The organism is Pseudomonas baetica (assembly GCF_019733355.1).
Classification (GTDB): Bacteria; Pseudomonadota; Gammaproteobacteria; order Pseudomonadales; family Pseudomonadaceae; genus Aquipseudomonas; species Aquipseudomonas baetica_A.
Map to the genome: position 1 here is coordinate 90,295 of NZ_JAIHLQ010000010.1, position 21,613 is coordinate 111,907.

14 protein-coding genes are annotated in these 21,613 nt (G+C 60.0%); 11 read left to right on the forward strand and 3 right to left on the reverse strand.

Translation table 11 applies throughout. The features are described from left to right. The first annotated feature begins 8 nt into the window (after nucleotides 1–8). From K5E40_RS11655 to K5E40_RS11700, 10 genes are read left to right on the forward strand one after another with little or no spacing between them, the layout of a single operon-like run. Nucleotides 9–3,068 carry a virulence factor SrfB gene (locus K5E40_RS11655; RefSeq protein WP_221730854.1) on the forward strand — a complete coding sequence of 1,020 codons (3,060 nt, stop codon included), beginning with the start codon at nucleotides 9–11 and terminating at the stop codon, nucleotides 3,066–3,068. Further along, on the forward strand, nucleotides 3,065–5,779 hold the full coding sequence (locus tag K5E40_RS11660) for a putative virulence factor (protein ID WP_221730855.1): 2,715 nt from the start codon (nucleotides 3,065–3,067) through the stop codon (nucleotides 5,777–5,779). The genes K5E40_RS11655 and K5E40_RS11660 overlap by 4 nt, the downstream gene beginning before the upstream one ends. A gap of 3 nt (nucleotides 5,780–5,782) precedes the next feature. After that, complete coding sequence (locus K5E40_RS11665; RefSeq protein WP_221730856.1) at nucleotides 5,783–6,808, forward strand: SPOR domain-containing protein; 1,026 nt, start codon at nucleotides 5,783–5,785, stop codon at nucleotides 6,806–6,808. Then, nucleotides 6,808–8,799: a vWA domain-containing protein gene (locus K5E40_RS11670; RefSeq protein ID WP_221730857.1), complete on the forward strand. Its 1,992-nt coding sequence runs from the start codon at nucleotides 6,808–6,810 to the stop codon at nucleotides 8,797–8,799. Before K5E40_RS11665 ends, K5E40_RS11670 begins: the two co-directional genes overlap by 1 nt. 10 nt (nucleotides 8,800–8,809) lie before the next feature. After that, complete coding sequence (locus K5E40_RS11675; protein WP_221730858.1) at nucleotides 8,810–9,532, forward strand: ABC transporter ATP-binding protein; 723 nt, start codon at nucleotides 8,810–8,812, stop codon at nucleotides 9,530–9,532. Beyond that, a complete protein-coding gene (locus tag K5E40_RS11680) occupies nucleotides 9,516–10,739 on the forward strand; it encodes an ABC transporter permease (RefSeq protein ID WP_221730859.1) in 1,224 nt (407 codons plus the stop codon). Before K5E40_RS11675 ends, K5E40_RS11680 begins: the two co-directional genes overlap by 17 nt. Further along, nucleotides 10,729–12,273, forward strand: a complete 1,545-nt coding sequence (locus K5E40_RS11685; RefSeq protein ID WP_221730860.1) for a formylglycine-generating enzyme family protein — start codon at nucleotides 10,729–10,731, stop codon at nucleotides 12,271–12,273. Before K5E40_RS11680 ends, K5E40_RS11685 begins: the two co-directional genes overlap by 11 nt. A gap of 34 nt (nucleotides 12,274–12,307) precedes the next feature. Next, nucleotides 12,308–13,039: a hypothetical protein gene (locus K5E40_RS11690; protein WP_221730861.1), complete on the forward strand. Its 732-nt coding sequence runs from the start codon at nucleotides 12,308–12,310 to the stop codon at nucleotides 13,037–13,039. 4 nt (nucleotides 13,040–13,043) lie between these two features. Next, nucleotides 13,044–13,550, forward strand: a complete 507-nt coding sequence (locus K5E40_RS11695) for a hypothetical protein (protein ID WP_221730862.1) — start codon at nucleotides 13,044–13,046, stop codon at nucleotides 13,548–13,550. 57 nt (nucleotides 13,551–13,607) lie between these two features. Next, nucleotides 13,608–14,987 carry a VWA domain-containing protein gene (locus K5E40_RS11700; RefSeq protein ID WP_221730863.1) on the forward strand — a complete coding sequence of 460 codons (1,380 nt, stop codon included), beginning with the start codon at nucleotides 13,608–13,610 and terminating at the stop codon, nucleotides 14,985–14,987. A 106-nt stretch (nucleotides 14,988–15,093) separates the two neighbouring features. Here the strand turns inward: K5E40_RS11700 and K5E40_RS11705 are convergent, their stop codons facing one another. Together K5E40_RS11705 and K5E40_RS11710 are read right to left on the reverse strand one after the other, a co-directional pair. Continuing rightward, nucleotides 15,094–17,070, reverse strand: a complete 1,977-nt coding sequence (locus K5E40_RS11705) for a methyl-accepting chemotaxis protein (protein ID WP_221730864.1) — start codon at nucleotides 17,068–17,070, stop codon at nucleotides 15,094–15,096. Between the two features lie 187 nt (nucleotides 17,071–17,257). Further along, the gene (locus tag K5E40_RS11710) at nucleotides 17,258–18,178 is read right to left on the reverse strand and encodes a LysR substrate-binding domain-containing protein (RefSeq protein WP_221730865.1); all 921 of its coding nucleotides are present in this window, start codon (nucleotides 18,176–18,178) and stop codon (nucleotides 17,258–17,260) included. 159 nt (nucleotides 18,179–18,337) lie between these two features. Between K5E40_RS11710 and K5E40_RS11715 the strand changes: the two genes are divergently transcribed. Beyond that, the gene (locus tag K5E40_RS11715) at nucleotides 18,338–19,732 is read left to right on the forward strand and encodes a NorM family multidrug efflux MATE transporter (RefSeq protein WP_221730866.1); all 1,395 of its coding nucleotides are present in this window, start codon (nucleotides 18,338–18,340) and stop codon (nucleotides 19,730–19,732) included. 25 nt (nucleotides 19,733–19,757) lie between these two features. Here the strand turns inward: K5E40_RS11715 and K5E40_RS11720 are convergent, their stop codons facing one another. Beyond that, nucleotides 19,758–21,431 (reverse strand): bifunctional diguanylate cyclase/phosphodiesterase, encoded by a 1,674-nt coding sequence (locus tag K5E40_RS11720; protein ID WP_221730867.1) that lies wholly within the window; start codon nucleotides 21,429–21,431, stop codon nucleotides 19,758–19,760. Nucleotides 21,432–21,613 lie beyond the last annotated feature (182 nt).

The following is a 21,613-nucleotide window of genomic DNA, read 5'->3' on the forward strand; positions in this document are numbered from 1 at the left end:
AACGCGAAATGTTGCCTGAAGTCACCCAATTCGAAGACACCGTCACGCTCGTCAGCGACACCGGCATCCAGTTCATGGATTTCGCTCTGCGCCTGGACCCTCGCAAGGAGCCCGCCGGCGAGTTCGCTCCGATGATCAGCGGGCTGGTTTGCCGGTTGATGTACAACGAAGAGAAAGACTTCTACTTCTACGAGCCCGAACCGGAAAAGATCGAAAAGGCTAAACCGGCGTTCAGCATCGACATGAAAAGCAGTCTCGATCTGCTCAACGGTGTCTGGCTGCCAATCCCGTTTTTCCGCTTCATGCCACCGCACCGCTTCGATGAAGGCCCGAGCAACTGGTCGCGCATGCGCCTGGTCAAACTGGCCAATCCAGACATCGACGGCAACACGCACCGCCTGACCATGGCATTCGACAGCCGCGTGATGCCCAAGCGTGACGGCACGGCTTACCTGGCGCCGAACGAAGAAGACATCAGCTCCGGTGTGTCTTTCAAACTGGCGACCAAGGCCAGCGAAACCCGCTGGTTCCTGACTCAGCCGTGGGTTAATGAATGGCTGCTCGAATTGTTCAACGAGGGCAACAGCCATCGTTCGCGCGAAGAACTCGACATCGACATCCGCGCCAACCATCACCTAGCGCATTACCTCAATGTGTTGAGCCTGTTGGGCAAGCCATCGACAGCGATGCAGTCGACGGCCCGGCCGAAAGTCGACATTCCGGAACTCAAAGTGGTCGCCAACGACAGCAACGGTCAATCGATCCCGGTTGACCTGGTCCTCGACGTCGGCAACTCGCGCACTTGCGGCATCCTCATCGAAAACCACGGTCAGGCCGGCTCCGGACTCAAGCACAATTACGTGCTGGAACTGCGCGACCTGATCACCCCGGAACACACCTACAACCAGCCGTTCGAAAGCCGCGTCGAGTTCGCTCAGGCGAACTTTGGCAAGGACCATTGCTCGGTCAAAAGTGGTCGGCACGATGCGTTCCAATGGGCAACGATCGCTCGCGTTGGTAACGAGGCCGGGCGTCTGGCCAGTCGTCGTCGCGGCACTGAAGGCTCGACGGGGTTGTCGAGTCCGAAACGTTATTTGTGGGACGAAAAGGCCTACGCGCCTGGCTGGCGATTCAACTGCTCGTACGTCAAAACCGACAACGAGCCATACGCCACCGCCGCACCGTTTTCGCACCTGATCAACGAAACTGGCGAAGCACTCTACAGCCTCGACGAAGATGACCGTCTGCCGGTGTTCATGCCACGTTATTCGCGCAGCTCACTGATGACTTTCATGCTCGCCGAAGTGCTGGCGCAAGCGCTGTCACAAATCAACAGCCCGGCCCAGCGCTCGCGCCAAGGGCATACACGCTCGCCGCGCCAACTCAACAGCATCACCCTGACTGTGCCGCCGGGGATGCCTCAGGCCGAACGCAGCATTCTCAACGAGCGCATGCTGCAAGCCATCGGCCTGGTGTGGAAAAGCCTCGGATGGCACGTCGGCGAAGAGGACCCGCATCAAGATGAAGCGGCCAGCCCGCGCACGCCGATCCCGAGCATCCGCGTCGAATGGGACGAAGCCTCCTGCGGGCAATTGGTGTACCTGTACACCGAGGTCAACGAGAACTTCGCCGGTCACCCAGAAGAATTTTTCGACACCATCGCCCGGCCTGACAAGACCGATCGCGAACGCATCACGCTGGCGACCATCGACATTGGCGGTGGCACCACTGACCTGGTCATTACCGATTACCGCCTCGACCGCGCCGGCAATACCGGTAGCGGCAGCAATGTGCACATCGTGCCGGAGCAGCGTTTCCGTGACGGTTTCAAAGTCGCCGGCGATGACATTCTGCTCGACGTGATTCAGGACTTCATCCTACCCAGCTTCGAAAAAGCCTTGCAGAATGCTGGCGTGAGGGCGCCGGACTCACTGATGTCACGATTGTGCGGCGACGAATCGGTCAGCGCCCAGGACGTTATCCTGCGCCAGCAATTGAACCTGCAAGTGTTCTCGCCACTCGGCCTGGCACTGCTCAAGGCGTATGAGCACTACGATCCGCAAGTCCCGCAGGAAGTCAGTCCGCAGAGTTATCGACAGTTGCTCGGCGACCATGCGATCAGTCAGACCGTGCTCGAATACGTCAATGCGGCGGTACGCCGCGACGTCGGCGGGCAGAGCAATTTCGACCTGTATGAAGCGCAGATCAGCTTCGACCTGCAAAAGCTTCATGCCGCGTTCCTCAACGATCAGATCAACATCACCAAGATTCTCGGTGCGCTGTGTGAAGTCGTCGCGCAATACCCGTGCGACGTCCTGTTGCTGACTGGCAGGCCTTCGCGCCTGCCCGGCATTCAGGCGTTTATCCGCAAGGTGTTGCCGCTGCCTCCGGGGCGCATTCTGGCGCTGCAGAACTACCGGACCGGCGGCTGGTACCCGTTCCACAAGAACGGTCGCATCGACGACCCGAAAAGTACCGCGTCGGTCGGCGCCATGCTGTGCCTGTTATGCGCCAACCACAGTGTGCCGAACTTCTATTTCCGTTCTTCGGCGCTGAAACCGTATTCAACGGTCAAGCACATCGGCGTGATCGATCTGAACAACGTGATCAAGGATGCCGACGTGCTTTACCGCGACATCCAGTCCGAAGATTACAAGATCAAGTTGCCGGAAATCGGCGTGGACGATGAAGCCGACACCCCGCAGTTGGAAATGCGTGGTGATCTGCGCCTCGGTTTCCGTCAACTCGCCGCTGATCGCTGGTCGGCATCGCCGCTCTACACCTTGCGTTTCACCAAAACCGGCCGGGAGAAATTCTCCCGTGCGGTGGGTGAAAACGGCAGTGCGCCGCTGCTCAAGGTGCGGTTTGAGGTCAAGGCCGCCGACAAATACACAAAAAAACAGGATCTGGTCAGCGACCGACTCTCGGTGCGTGACATCGAATCCAACAGCAACAACGTCAACTTCAACCCGCGCAGCGACCTCGAACTGGAACTCAACACCATGCTCGACGCCGGCCTGAGCGAGACCAAGTACTGGCTCGACAGTGGAAGTGTGAAACGCAAATGAATGACCTGACCCCCGATCAACGTCAGCTCTCTGCCCAGTGGGCTGCGGTTTATGAAGGTGCCGGTCAGGCACTGGACTGGATTGACCAGACACGCGTCAACGCGCCACGTCTGGACAGCGAAGCCGACAATCTGAACATACGCCTGCACCGCGCCCGCAACTTGGCTCACAGCCTCGGTCGTGTGGCCTGCACGCCAATGACCATAGGCTTTTTCGGTTTATCCCAGGCGGGCAAGTCCTATCTGATATCGGCCCTTGCAGCCGGCGAGAACGGCAAACTGGAAACCGATTTCGGTGGTCAGCGCCTGGACTTCATTCGGCACATCAACCCGGTCGGTGGCGGCAAGGAAGCCACTGGCCTTGTGACACGCTTCAGCCGCCGCGCAATGCCAAGCCAGGACCCGCAGTTCCCGGTGGAGTTGACCTTGTTCAAGGAAATCGAACTGGCGAAGATTTTGGCCAACTCCTGGTTCAAGGACTTCGACCTGGAGCGGATCTCCTACGAGATCGACGAAGAACGCATCCAGCGTGTGCTAAAACCGTTTGAAGGCCGCGAGAACGGGCCGTTGCAGCCAGGCGTCAGCGCTGACGATCTGGTGTCGCTGTGGGATTACCTGCGGGACAACTTCCGAAACTCGGTCAAGAAACTCGAACACCTGTACTGGCCGAAGGCGCTGCAACTGGCACCACGCCTGAATTACCAGGAACGTGCGCAGCTCTTCGCCATCCTCTGGGGTGAGCAGAGCGAACTGACGCGCGTCTACCAACAACTGGCCGGCGCGCTGCACAAGCTAGGTCTGCCCGAGACCGTATTTGCACCGATCAAAGCGTTGGTGACGCTCGAGAACGACACCTATAGCCAACGCGACAGCATCATGAACGTCGACATTCTCGAGCGCTTCGGCAGCGCGGCGGATTTGCCGATCGACGTACGTCCTTGTGTCTCCGGGCAACTGAAGAATGTTCAGAGCATTCCCGTTGCGCAACTGGCGGCCTTGACGGCCGAGATGACGTTCGGACTGGTCAACGCGCCGGCGGACGACATCGTCAATGAGGTCGACCTGCTTGATTTCCCGGGATATCGCGGTCGCAAGAAGCTGCATGAGATTGCCGATTCCAAAGACCCGGAATCAGCTACCAAGGACAATTCCGTCTCGCAACTGATACTGCGCGGCAAGGTTGCTTACCTGTTCGAACGCTACACCGACAATCAGGAAATGAACGCACTGGTGGTCTGCACCGGCTCGACCAAACAGAGTGACGTCAACGACGTTGGCCCGGTGCTGACGCGGTGGATCGAAAAAACCCAGGGCCCCGATGCCGCCGCCCGTAGCAAACGCGAGACCGGTCTGATCTGGGCGCTGACCATGCTCGATCTGCGCATCACCAACTCCCTGAGCCTGACTGCTGATCAGTACGACGAGAGCTGGAACGGCATGGTCAAGCTGACCATGCTCGAGCGCTTCGGCAGCCTGAGCTGGATGAGCGACTGGGCCGGTACGCCGTTTCAGAACACCTTCCTGGTGCGCAAACCACGCATGGACGCGGCGTTTATCGTGCAGGACGACAGCGGCGCCGAAACGGGCCTGAACAGCATTTATCAGGCACGCATCGATACGCTGGGCACCAGTTTTGCCAACAACGCACTGGTGTGCAAACACGTCGCCCATCCGGCTAAAGCCTGGGCAGAGATGCTGCGCAATGATGACGGTGGCATCAGTCACTTCAGCGGCAGCTTCACGGGTGTGGCGAAGATCGAGTTCAAGCTGCAGCGCATCCGCGAGCAGTTGGACGAATGCCTCGAAGGCCTCACCACTCATGGCCTCAGCACTTGGTACCACGCCGACGGTGACGGTGCGGCAGCGGCCAAAAAAGCCCAGGCGCAGATGATCTTGTCGGGGCTCGGTCGTCGCCCCGCGGTGCTTGGGGAGTTGATTGATCAACTCGACATGCCCAGCGAAGAAGTTCGGGATCTGTACCTCAGTGGTGTCTACGAAACCGATGACGAAAATGCCGCCAGCGATGAGCCGGTTGCGGCGGCACCGAGCCAGAGCCTGTATGGCAACGACGCCGGTTTCGATTTCGATTTCGGTGGTGACCTGGGGCAGGACAGCCCACCCGCCAGCAATAAAACCTCTGCCTCGGCGCCGGAGCTGCAAAGCAATGAACACCGGTTTGCCAAAGCGGCCTTCAAAGCCTGGATCGCCAACCTGCGTGAGTTGACGACCCGACAAAGCCTGCTGAACCTGCTGGGCCTGGAGAAAGCGTTACTGGAGGCCGTGGTCGATGAATTGATCACCGCCGGATACCGCCAGGACTTGCCAGGGCAACTGAGCCGGGCCGTGCTCAAGCGCGCACAGAGTGGCGCCCGTCGCGATCAACTGGTCGAGCGGCAAGTGCTGGAAGTGCAGCGCGTGCTGCGCGACTTCGTTTCCTGGTTCGGCTACATCCAGAAACCGCTGAGCGAACGCCCGAACAGCCGTGCCGGCGCCAAGGCCCCGCTGTTCTCGTTTTATACCGACATCGGCCCGGGACAGGTTCCGCAACTGCCGGCCCAACCGTCAAACCAGGCACAGCTGTTTTTGGGCGACTGGCTCTCCGGTCTGGCCTATATCACTCTGGACAACGCCGGCCATGGTGCCGGTCGCGAAATCACCCCTGAACAGAACGAACGGCTGGGCCAAGTGCTCACAGCCTTCGCAGCGAGATAAGCAATGCCAATTCGTGTCGACCTGCTCGCGTTAGAGCCCAATGTGCCTGGCCGGGCCTGCCTTACTGTAAAGAAATGGCAAGGTGGCGAAGAACATCTGGAGTTTTCCATTCAGCGCAACCAGGACAGTTTCTACCTCCAGGATCAACAAGCCTGGAGCAACAACCCGTTCTGGTTCAAGGTTTCGCGTTTCAACCTTGCCGCCAATGGTGAAGCCCTCGAAGCACAGGTTGGCCCGGAGGTGGTTGATCCGCTGCTGGAAGGTGGCACCAATTCGCAGTTTCGTATTGAACTGCGTGAGCAGAGCCAGGGCCATTGCGACGTTGGCGTAGTCCGCCCAGGTGTCGGGCTGCTGCCGTCATCGGCCGGTGGCGAAACCCGCTCGACTTACGGTGGCGCAGAACTGAGCACGCCAAGTACACCGGCACCGCCAATCCCCGAGTTGCCCGAACTGGTGCTGCCCGCCGCGCAGCCAGAGGCAGAGCCTGAGCCGGTCGCACCTGAGCCCGCCTACACCCCGGCACCCGCACCGGTGAAGAAAAGCAACAAAGGCTTGATCGCTCTCGCCATTGTTGTGCTGCTGCTATTAGCGGCGGCCGTCGGTTTCTGGCTGATGAAACGCAATCCGGAACCGGCTGCCGCAACCCCGGCCGTTGCGACAAACACACCGGCCACCGGCGCAGCTCAGGCGTGCACGCTCGAAAGCATGAACAGCCTGCCCGAGCTGACGTTCGTGCAGAACTGCATCAAAGCGGCGCCCGACAGCGCCAAGCTGCTGGAGATCATCAACCAGGCTAAGGCCGGCAAACACTGTGGTGTCGCCCAGCGCCTTTACGCCAACCGCGCCCAAGCCGGCGACGCGTTGATCGCCAACGCCTATGCGCATGAATACGATCCGAAATACCTCAAGGCCAGCGAGTGCTTCCCGGCAGCGGATAACGCCACCGCCGCCTACTGGTACGAAACGATCCTGACCCAGGACCCGAATAACGCCGAAGCCAAGCAGCGTTTCGAGGAGTTGCAAAAGTGATGCGCTCGTCCATCAATCGTTTTCTGTTGAGCAGTGCCGCGCTGCTGGCGCTGTGCATCAGCCCGCTGGCCATGGCCGATGACAAACCGTTGATCCAGGCAGGAAAAAAAACCTTGTTCCAGCGGGTGCTGACCACTCCGGGCTGCAAAATCAGCCCGGCGGCGGGCGGCGCAGCAGGCGAAGAGCAACCCGTGTTCAGCCGTTTTTATGTGTACGAGCGGGCTCAGGCGAGCAACGCCGAATGGCTGAAAGTAGGCCCCGATAGCTACGGCAAAACCATTGGCTGGCTGCCCGCCAGTTGCACAACCGACTGGAAAATGCAGCTGACGCTGGCCTTCACCAACCCGGCCAATCGCGACCGACTGCTGTTTTTCAAAGAGCGCAAGACCGTCGAAGGCATCCTCGATGCGCCGGACCCGGTGAGCAAAGTCGCGCCGTTGCGGGCTGCGCTGAAGAAAGGCAAACAGGCCCCCGGCGTACTGGCCCAGGAGCCTGAATATTTCGTCGACCTGCAAAAGCAGTTTTACCTGCTACCGGTACTCAGCGGCGAAGAGGTCATGACAGAAGCAGGGTTTCGTACCCGCCTGCTCAATGTTGCGTCGGTCAGCAAGGACGACGCAAAAGAAGCCAAAGGTGCCGCTGACAACGCCGCGCCCGGCAGTAAGGAGGCCGAAGACAAGGCAACCAGCCAACTGAAGGCGTTCAGTGCGGCGGTAGTGTTTGTCATCGATTCAACGATCTCGATGGACCCGTATATCGACCGCACTCGCGAGGCGATCCGCAAGGTGTATCAGCAGATCGAGTCGCAAAACCTCGGCAAGCAGGTCAAGTTCGGACTGGTCGCGTTCCGCTCCAGCACCCAGGCGGTGCCAGGGCTGGAATACACCACCAAGATGTACGCCGATCCGACCAAGGTAAAAGACAGCGCCGACTTCCTCGCCAAGGTTGCCGACCTCAAGCAGGCCAAGGTCTCCAGCAGCAGCTTCGACGAAGATGCCTACGCCGGCGTAATGCACAGTATCGACAAGGTCGACTGGAGCCAGTTTGGCGCGCGTTATGTGGTGTTGATCACGGATGCCGGCGCTATTGAAGGCGACGACAAATTGTCGAAAACAGGTTTGAGCGCCGCACAGGTTCGGCTCGAAGCCGCCAACCCCGGCGTGGCGATCTATACCCTGCACCTGAAGACCCCGGCCGGCATCAAGGACCACGCCAAAGCCGAGGCGCAGTATCAAAACCTGTCGACTTACCCGGGTACCAACACTTCGCTGTACTACCCCGTTAACGCTGGCGACATTCAGGAGTTCGGACGCAAGGTCGATACCTTGGCCATGGCAATCACCTCGCAGGTTAAAGCCGCCTACATGGGCGAAGACGCGATCGGCAGTGCGCTGAACGCCAAGCAGGATCCAGCCGAGAAAAAGATGCTCGAAGACTCGGCATTGATCGGCCACGCCATGCAACTGGCGTATCTGGGCGAGAAAACCAACAGCAAGGCCCCGCCCGTGTTCAAGGCGTGGATCACCGACCGCGACCTGATCAAGCAGAACATCCCGACCACCGATGTACGCGTACTGCTGACCAAATCCCAACTCAGCGACCTGAGTGAGGTGATGAAACAGATCCTCGACGCCGCCAACGAAGGCCTGATCTCGCCAACGGAAATGTTCGAGCGTCTGCGCTCCGTGGCCGCGACCATGGGTGCCGATCCCAATCAGCTCAAGCAAAACAGCAACGCCAAATTGGCGGACATGGGCGTGCTCGGTGAGTACCTCGAAGACCTGCCGTACCAGAGCGAAGTGCTGAACCTCGACGAGGAGACCTGGAAGAGCTGGGACGGCCTTGCGCAAGAGAAATTCATCCGCACGCTCAATACCAAACTACGGCACTACCAGCGTTATAACGCTGACGTCGACCGTTGGGTGGCATTAGCCAAGGACAGTGACGCCCGGGACAACGTTTACCCCGTGCCTCTGGAAATGATGCCTTAACGAGACGCCGATGCTCGATATCAAGAACCTGTTGGTGCGCCGCGGTGAAGGCGCACTGGCCCACCATGTGCGCCTGCCGCGTTTGCAGGTCGGTGCCGGGGAAATCCTCGCCATCACCGGCGAGAGCGGCAGCGGCAAAAGCACGCTGCTTGAAGCCATCGGCCTATTGCTTGCGCCGGTCGAGCTCGAACGCTTTCGCCTCGGCCTGGCGCAGTGCGCGACGCAACCCGAAGCACCTGAAGACATCGCTCGGTTGCTCGCCACAGATGATCAGCCGGGGCTGGCGGCGGTGCGTTCACGGCATCTGGGATTCATATTGCAAAGTGGTGGGTTGCTGCCGTTTCTCAGCGTGCGAGACAACATCAACCTGCCACGACGTTTGCTGGGGATGCCGGCACAAAGCGCTCACGTCGACCACGCGGTTGAGGTGCTGCGTTTGCAAGGTTTGCTCGGCAAACAACCACAAGCGTTATCAATCGGCGAGCGTCAGCGAGTGGCTTGCGTGCGAGCGATTGCCCATGAGCCGCTGTTGCTGTTGGCCGACGAGCCGACTGCCGCACTCGACCCTCATAGCGCCCGGCGTTTGTTCGAATTGTTGCTGAGTCTGGTGTCGAGTATGGGCTTGAGTGCCCTGGTGGTCTCGCATGACTGGGCTTTGCTCAAAGATTTCGGTTTGCCAAGGCTCGGCGCTGTCAGCCGTCAGGGAGAAACACTGTTTGAACCGATGGACTGACCGCGTGCGCCTGCTGGCAACGCTGGCCCTGCAAGACCTCTGGCACGACCGCAAGTTGTCGCTGTGCATTGCCGCGTCGCTGATGGCAGTAATCGCACCGCTGCTGCTGCTTTTCGGGCTCAAGCACGGTGTCGTCAGTCAGTTACAGGATGAGCTGCTGCGCGACCCACGCAACCTTGAAGTGAAGATGCTCAGCAACGGCAACTACGACAGTGCCTGGATAGAGCGCCTGCGCCAGCGACCTGAAACCGGATTTGCCCTCGGCCAGACCCGCTCGCTGAACACCCAGGCTGACTTGCTGATCGGTATGCAACGGTTTGTCGAAAGCGCGGAAATCATCGCCACCGAACCCGGCGATCCTCAGCTGAACCTGCCAAGACTCAATCCTGTGGGCGATCAAGTGATCCTCAGCGCCCGCGCTGCGCAACGCTTGCAGGCAAAGCCCGGCGACCGTGTGCAGTTGCGCGTGCTGCGACGCTTGGATGGCGTCAACGAGCGCGGTGAAATGACCCTGACCGTACTCGCCGTACTTGATGGTGCACGCTTCGGCCGTGCCGCCGGGTTTGTCGCACCGCCATTGCTGCTGGATCTCGAACGCTTTCGCGACGGCTATCAGGTCAGTGCTTTAGGCCTCGACACCGGCAAGCCGCAAGGTGCTCTGCAACCGCTGTACGCCCGCGCTCGGGTGTATGCGCGTGACATCGATCAAGTTGCACCGCTGGAACGCTGGCTCAACGAACAACACATCGAAACCTCGAGCCGACTGGCCGACATCGACAACGTCAAAGCCATCAACCATGTACTGGGTTTGATCTTCGGTGTGATTGCGCTAGCGGCACTGATTGGCTGCGTGGCATCGATGGTCGGGGCGTTTCTGGCCAACATCGACCGTAAACGCAAAAGCCTCGCGGTCATGCGTCTGCTGGGCTTCAAGCGTGCGGCGGTTGCGGGCTTCGTGATTGTGCAAGCGCTGCTGCTGAGTCTGGCCGGTTACCTCGGCGGGCTGGGGTTCTATGCCGTCGGCAGTCATTTGTTCGATTACCTGCTCGGGAGCAGCCAGGCCACCGGCACTTTCGTTTGCCACATCACTTTCTGGCACGGCTTCACCGCCCTGCTTCTGACCTTTCTGGTCGCTGCACTGGTCGCCATGATCGGTGCCGTGCGAGCCATCAGCATCCAACCTGCGGAGAGTCTGCGTGAGCTATAAACGTTTTGGCTTGCTGTTGCCCATGAGCCTGGGCTACCTGCTCGACGCCTCGGCGGCGGGCTGGGAAGAGAAGTATTACAACCCGATGCCCGAAGCCAGCGACGTTGTTCTACCGATGCCTTGCGAAGGCTCGATGGTCTTTCGCAAGGTATTCATTCCTGTCGCTGGGCCACTCGACGATTATCCGATCAATATCGGACAGGATGGCGCGGAATACGGTTATGTCGAACAGACTCGCCCGACCTTCATTGCTGGCAGTTTTACCGGTAGTAAAAGCGAAAAATCCCGTTACTACCTGATGGCCAAGTACGAGATGAGCCAGCTGCAATACACCGCTCTGACTGAAGAAACCTGCCCCACCGCCGCGACCAAAATGCGCCTGCCGCAAGTCGCCGTAAGCTGGGTGCAGGCCATCGATGCTGCCGACAAGTACAACCTGTGGCTGCGCAAGAACGCCGCCGACAAGCTGCCCAAGGAAGACGGCGCACTGGGTTTTCTGCGCCTGCCGACGGAAGTCGAATGGGAGTTCGCGGCACGCGGCGGACTGGAAGTCGGCGCGGCGGAGTTTCGCGACACGCGCTACCCGATGCCCGAGGGCATTAACGCCTACGAGTGGTTCGCCGGGGCGCAATCGTCCAACGGCAAACTTCAACTGAGTGGCCTGCAAAAACCCAATCCCTTGGGCCTGCACGACATGCTCGGCAACGTCGACGAGATGATGTTCGAGCCGTTTCGCCTGAACAAACTGGACCGCCAGCACGGCCAGGCAGGAGGTTACGTGGTGCGCGGCGGTAATTACCTGACCAGCCAGGCCGACCTGCGTACCGCTCTGCGCAAGGAAGCGCCTTACTACAACGCTGACGGCCATGTGAAAAACAAAACCACTGGCCTGCGTCTGGTCATGGTGTCGCCGACGCTGACCTCTCGCGAACGTGTGGCCAGTATCGAAAGCAGTTGGAAGAAACTCGGTACCGGCAGCAAGGAAGCCGAATCAGCCGACAAAGGCACGGTGCAATCCCTCAGTTCGCTGGCTTCGGGCGTTGAAGACAAAGCGCTCAAGGAAAAGCTCCAGGCCCTCGAAAACCAGTTGCGCGCCAGTAATCAGCAACAGGAAGAAACCCGTGACCAAGCGATTCGCGCAAGCCTCAACCTCGGCGCGTTCCTGTGCACCAAGATGCTCGACGACGGTCAGTACGTGGATTTCCTGCAGAAAAACTACAAGCTCAACTGTGAGTCCGCCGACAAGGACGCCAGTTGCGACATGCGCAAAGGCAAGCTCGACGAGCAGAAAGATCGCCTGCACAAGCTCAGCCGTTACTACGCCAGTAGCCTCGTCGAATCAGCGACGTTGTATGGCCAGCCGCTGCTTGAGGCACAGGTTCCCGTGATGGAAGAGATCATCACCCGCAACAAACAGCTTCAAGACCTCAAACCTTACTTGCGCACGCACTGGGCGAATCAGAAGACCTTTTTGCAAAAGCAGAAGATCGACACCGACGCCTGGCTGACCAGTTGCAAGACCGTATCTCAATAACAACACGCAAAACACGTCATCAAGGAGTTTCACCATGTCGCGCAGCCTCTGGTCTCGCTTCAAGCTTCAAATCGCTTTCGTGCTCACCGGCAGCCTGCTGCTGACCGGCTGCGCCAACACCGGCAGCTCGATGCTCGGCGGCAGTGATGGCGCAGACCCACGCCTGACCCAAGGCAGTGACGCGCAGTTCTTCAGCAAGTCCGGTTACCAGGCCTGCGCCGTCGGTGCCGGCGTCGGCATCCTCAGTTGCGCGTTGTCCAACAGCAGCAACAAAGCGGTCTGCGCCATCGCCGCCGGTATTACCGCTTGCGGCGTGGCCATGGGCGCAAACTATTATCTGGACCAGCGTCGCAGCGAATACTCCGACACCACGACCCGTCTGGCGAAGATGAACAGCGATGTCGAGCAAGACACGCAAAACGTCATCGCGCGTACCGCGACCGCTCAACAAGTGATTAACGACGACAAAGCGCGCATCGCTCAGATCAAAAAGGACATCGCCAACAAGAAGGTCGACAAGACCAAGGCTCAGGCGCAAGTCGCCGAGATCGACCAGAACATCGCGCGCCTGCGCAAAGACCTCGGCAACATGCGCACCAAAGTCACTGAGTACACCAAAGTGGCCGACGCCGAACGTGCACAAGGTACCAGCGCCGAAATGAAGCAGGTGGATGTGAACATCCTGAAAATGAACGAGAAAGTCGCCGCCCTGCAGAAGGAAGTCGACGGTCTCTACAGTCAGCGCTCTGCGATCACTCTGGGTTAAGCACATGACGCTAAAACCACTGGCAGTTCTCACTGCCGTCCTGGCACTGAGCGGTTGCGCGACCCAACCTGGCGAATGCGATTCGACCAATCGCGACAGCAGCATGCTGACCAAAATGAACTGCGACTACTCCGGTGGTTACAGTGATCAGGTCAAGCAGAAGGAGTTGGCCTTGGCCGAGTCCCGCCAGCAAAACGCGATGTTTCGTCAGGTCTACGAAAACATTCAGGCGCAGCAACTGAGCACGCGGACGGATCTGGCCAGCCAGCAGAAGTCCCAGGCTGAGTTGAACCAGTCGCTGGGCAAGTTGCTGACGTCGCTCAAGGGCCGGCGCGGCAATGAAGGCCAGGTGCAGAAGCAGATCGCTGATCTAGAACAGCAGCTCAAGGCCTCGCAGGTGGCGCCGACAGCCAAAGCTTCACCAGCGACGCTGGCCGCCAAGCAGGAACAGCTCAAAGTGCTTCAGAAGAAAGTTAATCAGTTGCAGTTCAGTCTCGGTTACGAAGAGTAACTGTTCACCCCGCAGGCCTCCCGTTCGAGGCCTGCAGCCTTTTCAGGAATCGTCGTCATGCAGCGGGTCATCAGGGATGCGCACGCCACACCGGAGGGGATGAGTGCGCTACAGGCGAAAGTTGCCCTCATTCAGAAACATTTTCCGCCCACCGCCGCCAGCCTTTTCGCCATACCGCGGATGGGCAGTGGCGATGTGCTGGAATGGTGGACCGAACTGGGTGGTCAGCCCACGCCATATGCCGAGCTTAGCGAGGACGCGCAACGACGCTTGCTGCAAACCTATGAAGTGCGCCAGACGTCCCTTGGACAGTTGGCGGACGAGTTGCAAAAACGCGGTCAGCCCACTGTAGCCGATGACTTGCGCAGCCTGTTGGGCAGCCCGGAGCTGGACAAGCTCTACAGTCTCAATGGTGAGCCACTGGTGGTGCGCTGGAACCAGCGACCACCGAAACCGGTTGTGCCGCCGGTGGTGCCGCTGGCACCGGTCGTAGCGCCCTCGCGTCGTGGCTGGTGGATCGCTGCGGCCCTGCTCGCGCTGCTGTTGTTGCTGTTGGCGCTGTTGCTCTGGTGGTTTCTACACCGCGAACCTGCGGTCATCGCGATTCCCCCGGCGGCCGTTGTGGCGCCGGTGGAGCAAGCGGTCGAACCGGTGCCTGAGCCTGTCCTGGAACCGGAACCCGTTCCTGAGCCGGAACCGATACCAGAACCCAAGCCTGTCCCGCCGCCAAAACCGGTTGTGGTTGCACCTGCGCCGACGCTGGACAACTTCGCCTGCCGTAAAAAAGCACCGAATGCCGTTGTCCCGCAGTTTGTCGTGGTGCTCGATACCTCGGGGTCGATGGAACTGAACATCAATTCGGTGAAAGCCGATGAGGACTGGTTTTTCGGCAACAACATGAACAAGTACCTCGACCCAAACCGAACGTTGCAGATTTTCGCCAAACCCAGCCGCATGAATGTCGCCCAGGATTCGCTGGCCGGGATGATCAATGCGCTGGACCCGAAGATCGACACACGCCTGATCACCTTCAATGGATGCGAAAGCACGCCTGACCAAGGGGTGTTCAAGTTTGCCGATCGTGCGCGCCTGATCAACGGTATTCGTGGTCTGGTGCCGAACCAGGGCACGCCGTTGGCGGACAGTCTGGCCAAAGCCGCCAGCAAGGTTGACGGGCGTAACAACGACGCGGTGATCGTGATGTTCGTCGACGGCGAAGACGGCTGTGAGAAGGATGTCTGTGCGGTGTCGCGTCGAATCGCCAAGGAGCAACCGCGCTTGCGCGTCAACGTGGTGAACATTGGTGCCGGCGGGCCTTCACAGTGCATTGCGAAAAACACCGGTGGCCGGGTTTACGCCAGTACCAACGCGGTGGAACTGGCCAGACAGTTGAAATTGGCGAGCAAGGAAGTCGCCAGCAACGCCAAGTGTGACTGACGTTCTTTGAGATTCAGATAGCCCAATCGCGAGCAGGCTCACGCCCACAGATCTTCTGACGACCTGTAGGCGTGAGCCTGCCAGCGATGGCTACTTCAGCCACACCTCAACGAAAACGATCAACCTCGGAACGCAAGTCCGCCGCCAATTTCTCAAGCTCTTTAGCCGTCACCGCAAGGTTGGAAACAACCTCACGCTGTTCACTGTTGGCCAACGCGATGCTCTGCAAGTTGCTGCTCAGCAAGGTCGCCGTGCTGCTCTGCTCCTGGGTTGCGGTGGTAATCGCGGCAAACTGTTGCCCGGCCGAACGACTCTGCTCATCGATCCGCGCCAGTGCCGAAGCAACGTTGGCATTACGCGACAAGCCTTCCTGCATCAGCACGTTGCCCTGCTCCATGGTGCTGATTGCGTTGCCGGTTTCCTGCTGGATGCTGTGAATCATGCTGGAAATTTCATCCGTCGCCTGACGGGTGCGCGAGGCCAGGCTGCGCACTTCATCAGCCACCACGGCAAAGCCGCGACCTTGTTCACCGGCACGGGCCGCTTCAATCGCCGCGTTGAGCGCCAGCAGGTTGGTCTGTTCGGCAATCGAGGTAATCACGCCGACAATGCCACCGATTTCCTGGGAGCGCTGGCCGAGGGTGTTGATCACCGTGGCAGTGCTGTTCAGGGCGCCCGCGATTTGCTCAAGGGACGACGAAGCCTCTTCCATCGAGCTGCGACCAATCTGCGTTTGCTGGGCATTTTCCTGAGCCAGACGCTGAGTGGCACCCATGTTGTCGGCGATGTCCAGCGAGGTTGCGCTGAACTCTTCAACCGCACCGGCCATGCTGGTGATTTCGCCGGACTGCTGTTCCATACCGTCGTACGCGCCGCCGGACAGGCCGGAAAGTGCCTGCGCACGGCTGTTGACCTCTTCCGAGGCACGGCGGATGTGCTCGACCATGGTCGACAGCGCCTGGCTCATCTGGTTGAACGCGCGGGACAGCTGACCGATTTCATCATTGCTGGACACATTCAAACGCACGCTCAGATCACCGGCGCCCAGGGCTTCAGCCTGACGCACCAGGTCGCTCAATGGCGCGAGTTTGCTGCGCAGCAACCAGACCACGGAACCGACCGCCAACAACATCGCCAGCAGGCTACCGATTGCCAGTTGGGTGCCGACGCTCCAGGTCACCGCGCGAATCTCGGCTTTCGGCATGCTTGCCACCACCGACCACGGCCCGCCGTCGAACGGCACCGATACGCTGTAGAAGTCTTCAGCCTTGTCGCTCCAGAACTGGCCCTTGCCCGGCGTCTTGGTCAAACCGCTGATCACTGCAATCGCTTGATCCAGCGCCTGCACGCCGGCTGGCGGAACCAGCCATTTGTTTTGCTCATCCAGCAATGCCAGCGAGCCCGTCTGGCCGATGCGGAAGCGCTTGAGGTTTTCAAATTGGGCGTTCTGCGCGTCGGTGTAGTCGAAACCAACGAACAGCACCGCAATCACCTTGCCGCTGCCGTCGCGCACCGGGGTGTATTGGGTCATATAGGAGCGATCGAACAGCACGGCACGACCCACGTAGCCCTGCCCTGCCATCAACTTCGCATAGGCCGGGTGAGTGTGATCAAGCAAAGTACCGATGGCGCGCGTGCCGTCCTGTTTGGTCAACGAGGTGCTGACCCGCACGAAATCTTCGCCGCTGCGTACAAACAGCGTGGCGACGCCGGCGGTCATCTGCTGGAACTCGTCAACTTCCTTGAAGTTGTTGTTCATCACTTCGCTGCCCAGGTGCAGGCCCGGCGTCTGGGTGCCGGCAACCGTCACCGGCTCACTCGGGTGAATGCTCAAACCTGTGCTGAATCGCTTTTCGAACAACCCGCTCAGGCGCTGCGTGCTTTCACGCAAGGTGCCGTGGAAAGTGCTCAGTTGGTCCGCCAGCAGGCGGGCCTCACTGGCCAGATGCTCTTCACGAGTGGCGAGGTTGGCGGTATCCAGCGAACGCAGGGCGAAAACCGTACTGCCGCTGATGACAATCGCCAATATCACAGCGAGCGCGAGGCCCAGTTGTGAGGCGATCCGGGCGCGAGGTTGAGACATGGATAGCTCCTGGCCGAGCCACCGGATCCTCCTTGATCGCAGCACTTGCTCGGAAAATTCTAAGAATGGGGTGAATCGCGGACACCGGCACGACGGTTCCACAAGCACGTATTCGGCGCAAAAGCCCAATACTTGAGCAATAAGCAGGGTTATGGCACAAGGCCGGCATTGTGAGGGCTCGAACGTTTCAGCTCAAGCGTACGACGGTCGGCAATTCCATGGCGCGGACTTCACCTTGCAAAAAATCACTCAGACGGCGCAAACGTTCACCTCCCGGACGGGTTTTGGGCCAGACCAGGAAATAGTTGAGTCCACTGGCAACCGCGGTCGGCCACGGCAAACTCAAGCGACCTTGCGCGACATCTTCGGCGACCATCAGCAGATCCCCCATCGACACGCCATAACCCCGAGCCGCCGCGATCATGCCAAGCTCCAGCGTATCGAACACCTGCCCGCCCTTGAGCGACACCTGATCGGACAGCCCCATGCACTCCAGCCAACTGCGCCAATCGCGTCGATCCGGGGTCGGGTGCAATAACTCGGTGGACGCCAGTCGCGCGACGTCCCACGGCTGGTCATTGAGAAGATTGGGGGCACCCACCGGGATCAGTTCTTCGGGAAACAGCAGGCTGGCCTCCCAGTCCGGCGGGAAATGGCCGTCGCTCAGCAGAACGGCACAGTCAAAGGGCTCATCGTTGAAATCCACCGAATCCACATCCATCCAGGCACTGGTCAATTGCACCTCATTGCCCGGTTGCAAATGGCGGAAGCGACTGAGCCGTGCCAGCAGCCAGCGCATGGTCAGCGTTGACGGGGCTTTCATGCGCAGGATGTCGTCCTCGGCGCGCAAGGTGTTGCAGGCCCGCTCAAGGGCGGTAAAACCTTCACGGATGCCCGGCAACAGCATGCGCGCCGACTCGGTGAGTTGCAGGTTGCGCCCGCTGCGGTGAAACAAGCGGCAGGCAAAATGATCCTCAAGCGTGCGAATGTGCCGACTCACTGCACTTTGGGTGATCGACAGCTCTTCAGCGGCGCGCGTAAACGAGCTGTGCCGCGCCGCCGCTTCAAATGCGCGCAGGGCATACAAAGGAGGAAGGCGACGAGACATTCAGAAAGCTCCTATAGCGGGACGAGAGCAACTTAGCAGAATCCGCTCAGGATGAGTTTTAATCATGCCACCCATCCTTTTTATCCCTTTGTGCTATCGCGAGCATGCGCCGAGAATCGACGGTCTCCAGTTCCCTCTGTCAATCGAGTGGTGATGACCATGCAGCATCCTGTGCGTACCGAACTCTGGGCCATCCTGCGGCTGGCAGGGCCGCTGATTGCTTCACAGTTGGCGCACATGCTGATGGTACTGACCGACACGTTGATGATGGCGCGCTTGAGTCCCGAGGCTCTGGCTGGCGGCGGTCTCGGCGCGGCGACTTACTCGTTCGTGTCGATTTTCTGCATCGGCGTGATCGCTGCAGTCGGTACGCTGGTGGCGATCCGCAAGGGCGCGGGCGACATCATCGGTGTCGCACGCCTGACCCAGGCCGGGTTGTGGCTGGCGTGGCTGATGGCATTGGGCGCCGGGCTGCTGCTCTGGAACCTCAAACCGGTGCTGCTGCTGTTCGGCCAGACCGAAACCAACGTCAACGCTGCGGGCCAGTTCCTGATTGCGCTGCCATTCGCCCTGCCCGGCTATTTGAGTTTCATGGCCCTGCGCGGCTTCACCAGCGCGATTGGCCGGGCGACCCCGGTCATGGTCATCAGTCTGGCCGGCACTGTGGCCAACTTCCTGCTCAATTACGCACTGATCACTGGCATGTTCGGCCTGCCGAAACTCGGGCTGATGGGCATCGGTCTGGTCACGGCGATTGTTGCCAACTGCATGGCGCTGGCACTGGCCTGGCACATCCGTCGGCACCCGGCCTATGACGCTTATCCGTTGCGCGCCGGCCTGTCGCGGCCTAACCGCCAATACCTCAAAGAGCTGTGGCGCCTCGGCCTGCCGATTGGCGGCACCTATGCGGTGGAAGTCGGGTTGTTCGCCTTCGCGGCGCTGTGCATGGGCACCATGGGCAGTACGCAGTTGGGCGCGCATCAGATCGCTCTGCAGATCGTTTCGGTGGCGTTCATGGTGCCGGCGGGATTGTCGTACGCGATCACCATGCGCATCGGTCAGCATTACGGCGCCGGGCAACTGAACGATGCGCGGATGTCCGGGCGGGTCGGGATCGTGTTCGGCGCGGTGGCCATGCTCGGGTTTGCGATGGTCTTCTGGCTGCTGCCAAATCAGTTGGTCGGCCTGTTCCTCGATCACAGTGATCCGGCGTTCGCCGAGGTGATCAGGCTGGCGGTGAGCCTGCTGGCAGTGGCGGCGTGGTTCGAGTTGTTCGATGGCACACAGACGATTGCGATGGGCTGCATTCGCGGCTTGAAGGACGCGAAGACTACATTTCTGGTCGGGCTCGGTTGCTATTGGTTGATCGGTGCGCCGGCGGCCTGGTGGATGGCGTTTCACCTGAATTGGGGACCGACGGGGGTCTGGTGGGGGCTGGCGCTGGGGCTGGCGTGTGCGGCAGTGAGTTTGACGCTGGCGTTTGAATGGAAAATGAAGCGGATGATTCGGCGTGAGCCGCAATCGCAAGGCTTCAATATCCCCCAGCCTGAATAAGTTTCACCCCGTGGGAGTTATGTGGTCAGCTCACGATTTCGAGGGCTGGCTGTTGGCTGGATCCAAACGTCAGGTACTCAACCAACTCCGCCAACGGCAACGGCCGGCTGATCAGATAACCCTGCACCTGATCGCAAGCAAAGCCGCGCAACAACTCCAGCTGTTCTGGGGTTTCCACCCCTTCGGCCACCACTTCCAGATGCAAGTTGTGCGCGAGGTTGATCATCGCGTGCACCAGTTTGCGGTTCTCTTCGCGCTGTTCCATGCCACCGACGAAGCTCTTGTCGATCTTCAGCAAGGTGATCGGCAGGCTGTTGAGGTGCACAAACGACGAAAAACCGGTGCCGAAATCATCCAGCGAGAAGCGCACGCCGAGGCGACCGAGGGCGTCCATGGTCTGCTTGACCAGATCGCTGCGGCGCATGACGGCCGTTTCGGTGAGTTCGAATTCCAGCCACTGCGCCTCGACGCCACGCTCGGCGATCAAACGGCTGAGGGTCGGCAGCAACTGACTGTCCTGAAACTGCCGGAAAGAGAGGTTGATCGCCATGTGCAGCGCTGGCAGTCCGCGCTCGCGCAGCGCCTGCATGTCCCGCAGCGCCCGGGAAATCACCCAGTAACCGAGCGGCACGATCAAACCGCTCTGCTCAGCCAGCGGCACGAATTCGCTGGGCGGCAACAGACCACGCTCGCCATGACGCCAGCGCACCAGGGCTTCGAGGCCGACGATCTGCCCGTCTGCAAGATTCAAACGTGGCTGGTAATGCAGCTCCAGCTCATCGCGGCGCAAAGCCCGGCGCAACTCGCTTTCCAGGTCAGCCATGCTTCGCGCGTTGCGGTTGATGCGCTCGTTGAAGATATGAAAGGTGCAGCCCTGCGTACTCTTGGCTTGCTGCATGGCGATGTGCGCGTGCCACATCAGCGGATCGGCGCCGCCCTGGGCTCGGGCATGTGCAATACCAAGGCTGGAGCCGATCAGCAGGCTTTCGCCATCGACCCAATAAGGTTCGGCCAAGGCTTCGGTGATGCGTTCGGCCATCCACTCGGCGCGTTGCGGGGCCCGACGGGTGTCGATCAATAAGGCAAATTCGTCGCTGCCCAACCGCGCCAACTGATCGCCGGCCTCCAGCTGACTTTTCAGCCTCGACACCACTTGCAGGATCAAGCGGTCGCCGGCCTGATGGCCGAGGGCGTCGTTGGCGTGGCGGAAGTTGTCGAGATCAAGATGCCCGAGCGCCAGACCACGGCCGTCGTTTTCCGCGAGGCGCGCCGCGAGCAAGGTCTGAAAACCCTGACGATTGGCGATACCGGTCAGCGGATCCTGTTCGGCGAGGCGTTGCAGGGTGTTTTCCAGCACGCCGCGTTCGCGCACATGGCGCAGGCAACGACGCAGCATGCCGGCGTCAAGGGCGTCGAACACCAGCCAGTCGCTGACGCCAACGGGCGCCGTGGCGGGCTCTTGGTCCAGCAACAATACCGTCGGCAGGCTGCAACGACCAGGGAGCGGTTGCAACGCGGGAACGGTCAACAGCACCGCGTGGCGGTTGTCTTCGAACAAACGGCTGACCGACTCCCAGCTCGGCGCGCTGATCAGCACCGCCGCGCTCCCCATCGGAGCCAGACACTCACGCAATAACGCTGTCCACGCTGGCTCTTCGGCCAGTAGCAGCAAACGCAAGGGTTCGACAGGCGTAGACAAGCTAGCTCCCTAGACTCTGCAATGATGTGGGCGGGGCATTATGCCGTTGCGCCGTTCAATGACCAAATGACAACGGTTATCAGAACGTTATTTTTTGTCACGAATGAGAACATTAGCCGCAAAATCTCCGCGCATCCTGCGTGAAAGTAACAAAACCGGCAAATTTGAATCGCGTGGTGCGT

Excerpts from the sequence above, each read along its gene's own strand:
- K5E40_RS11655 (WP_221730854.1), top strand. The coding sequence starts at position 9 with ATGTTGCCTGAAGTCACCCAATTCGAAGACACCGTCACGCTCGTCAGC.
- K5E40_RS11660 (WP_221730855.1), top strand. The coding sequence starts at position 3,065 with ATGAATGACCTGACCCCCGATCAACGTCAGCTCTCTGCCCAGTGGGCT.
- K5E40_RS11665 (WP_221730856.1), top strand. The coding sequence starts at position 5,783 with ATGCCAATTCGTGTCGACCTGCTCGCGTTAGAGCCCAATGTGCCTGGC.
- K5E40_RS11670 (WP_221730857.1), top strand. The coding sequence starts at position 6,808 with ATGCGCTCGTCCATCAATCGTTTTCTGTTGAGCAGTGCCGCGCTGCTG.
- K5E40_RS11675 (WP_221730858.1), top strand. The coding sequence starts at position 8,810 with ATGCTCGATATCAAGAACCTGTTGGTGCGCCGCGGTGAAGGCGCACTG.
- K5E40_RS11690 (WP_221730861.1), top strand. The coding sequence starts at position 12,308 with ATGTCGCGCAGCCTCTGGTCTCGCTTCAAGCTTCAAATCGCTTTCGTG.
- K5E40_RS11695 (WP_221730862.1), top strand. The coding sequence starts at position 13,044 with ATGACGCTAAAACCACTGGCAGTTCTCACTGCCGTCCTGGCACTGAGC.
- K5E40_RS11700 (WP_221730863.1), top strand. The coding sequence starts at position 13,608 with ATGCAGCGGGTCATCAGGGATGCGCACGCCACACCGGAGGGGATGAGT.
- K5E40_RS11705 (WP_221730864.1), bottom strand. The coding sequence starts at position 17,070 with ATGTCTCAACCTCGCGCCCGGATCGCCTCACAACTGGGCCTCGCGCTC.
- K5E40_RS11710 (WP_221730865.1), bottom strand. The coding sequence starts at position 18,178 with ATGTCTCGTCGCCTTCCTCCTTTGTATGCCCTGCGCGCATTTGAAGCG.
- K5E40_RS11715 (WP_221730866.1), top strand. The coding sequence starts at position 18,338 with ATGCAGCATCCTGTGCGTACCGAACTCTGGGCCATCCTGCGGCTGGCA.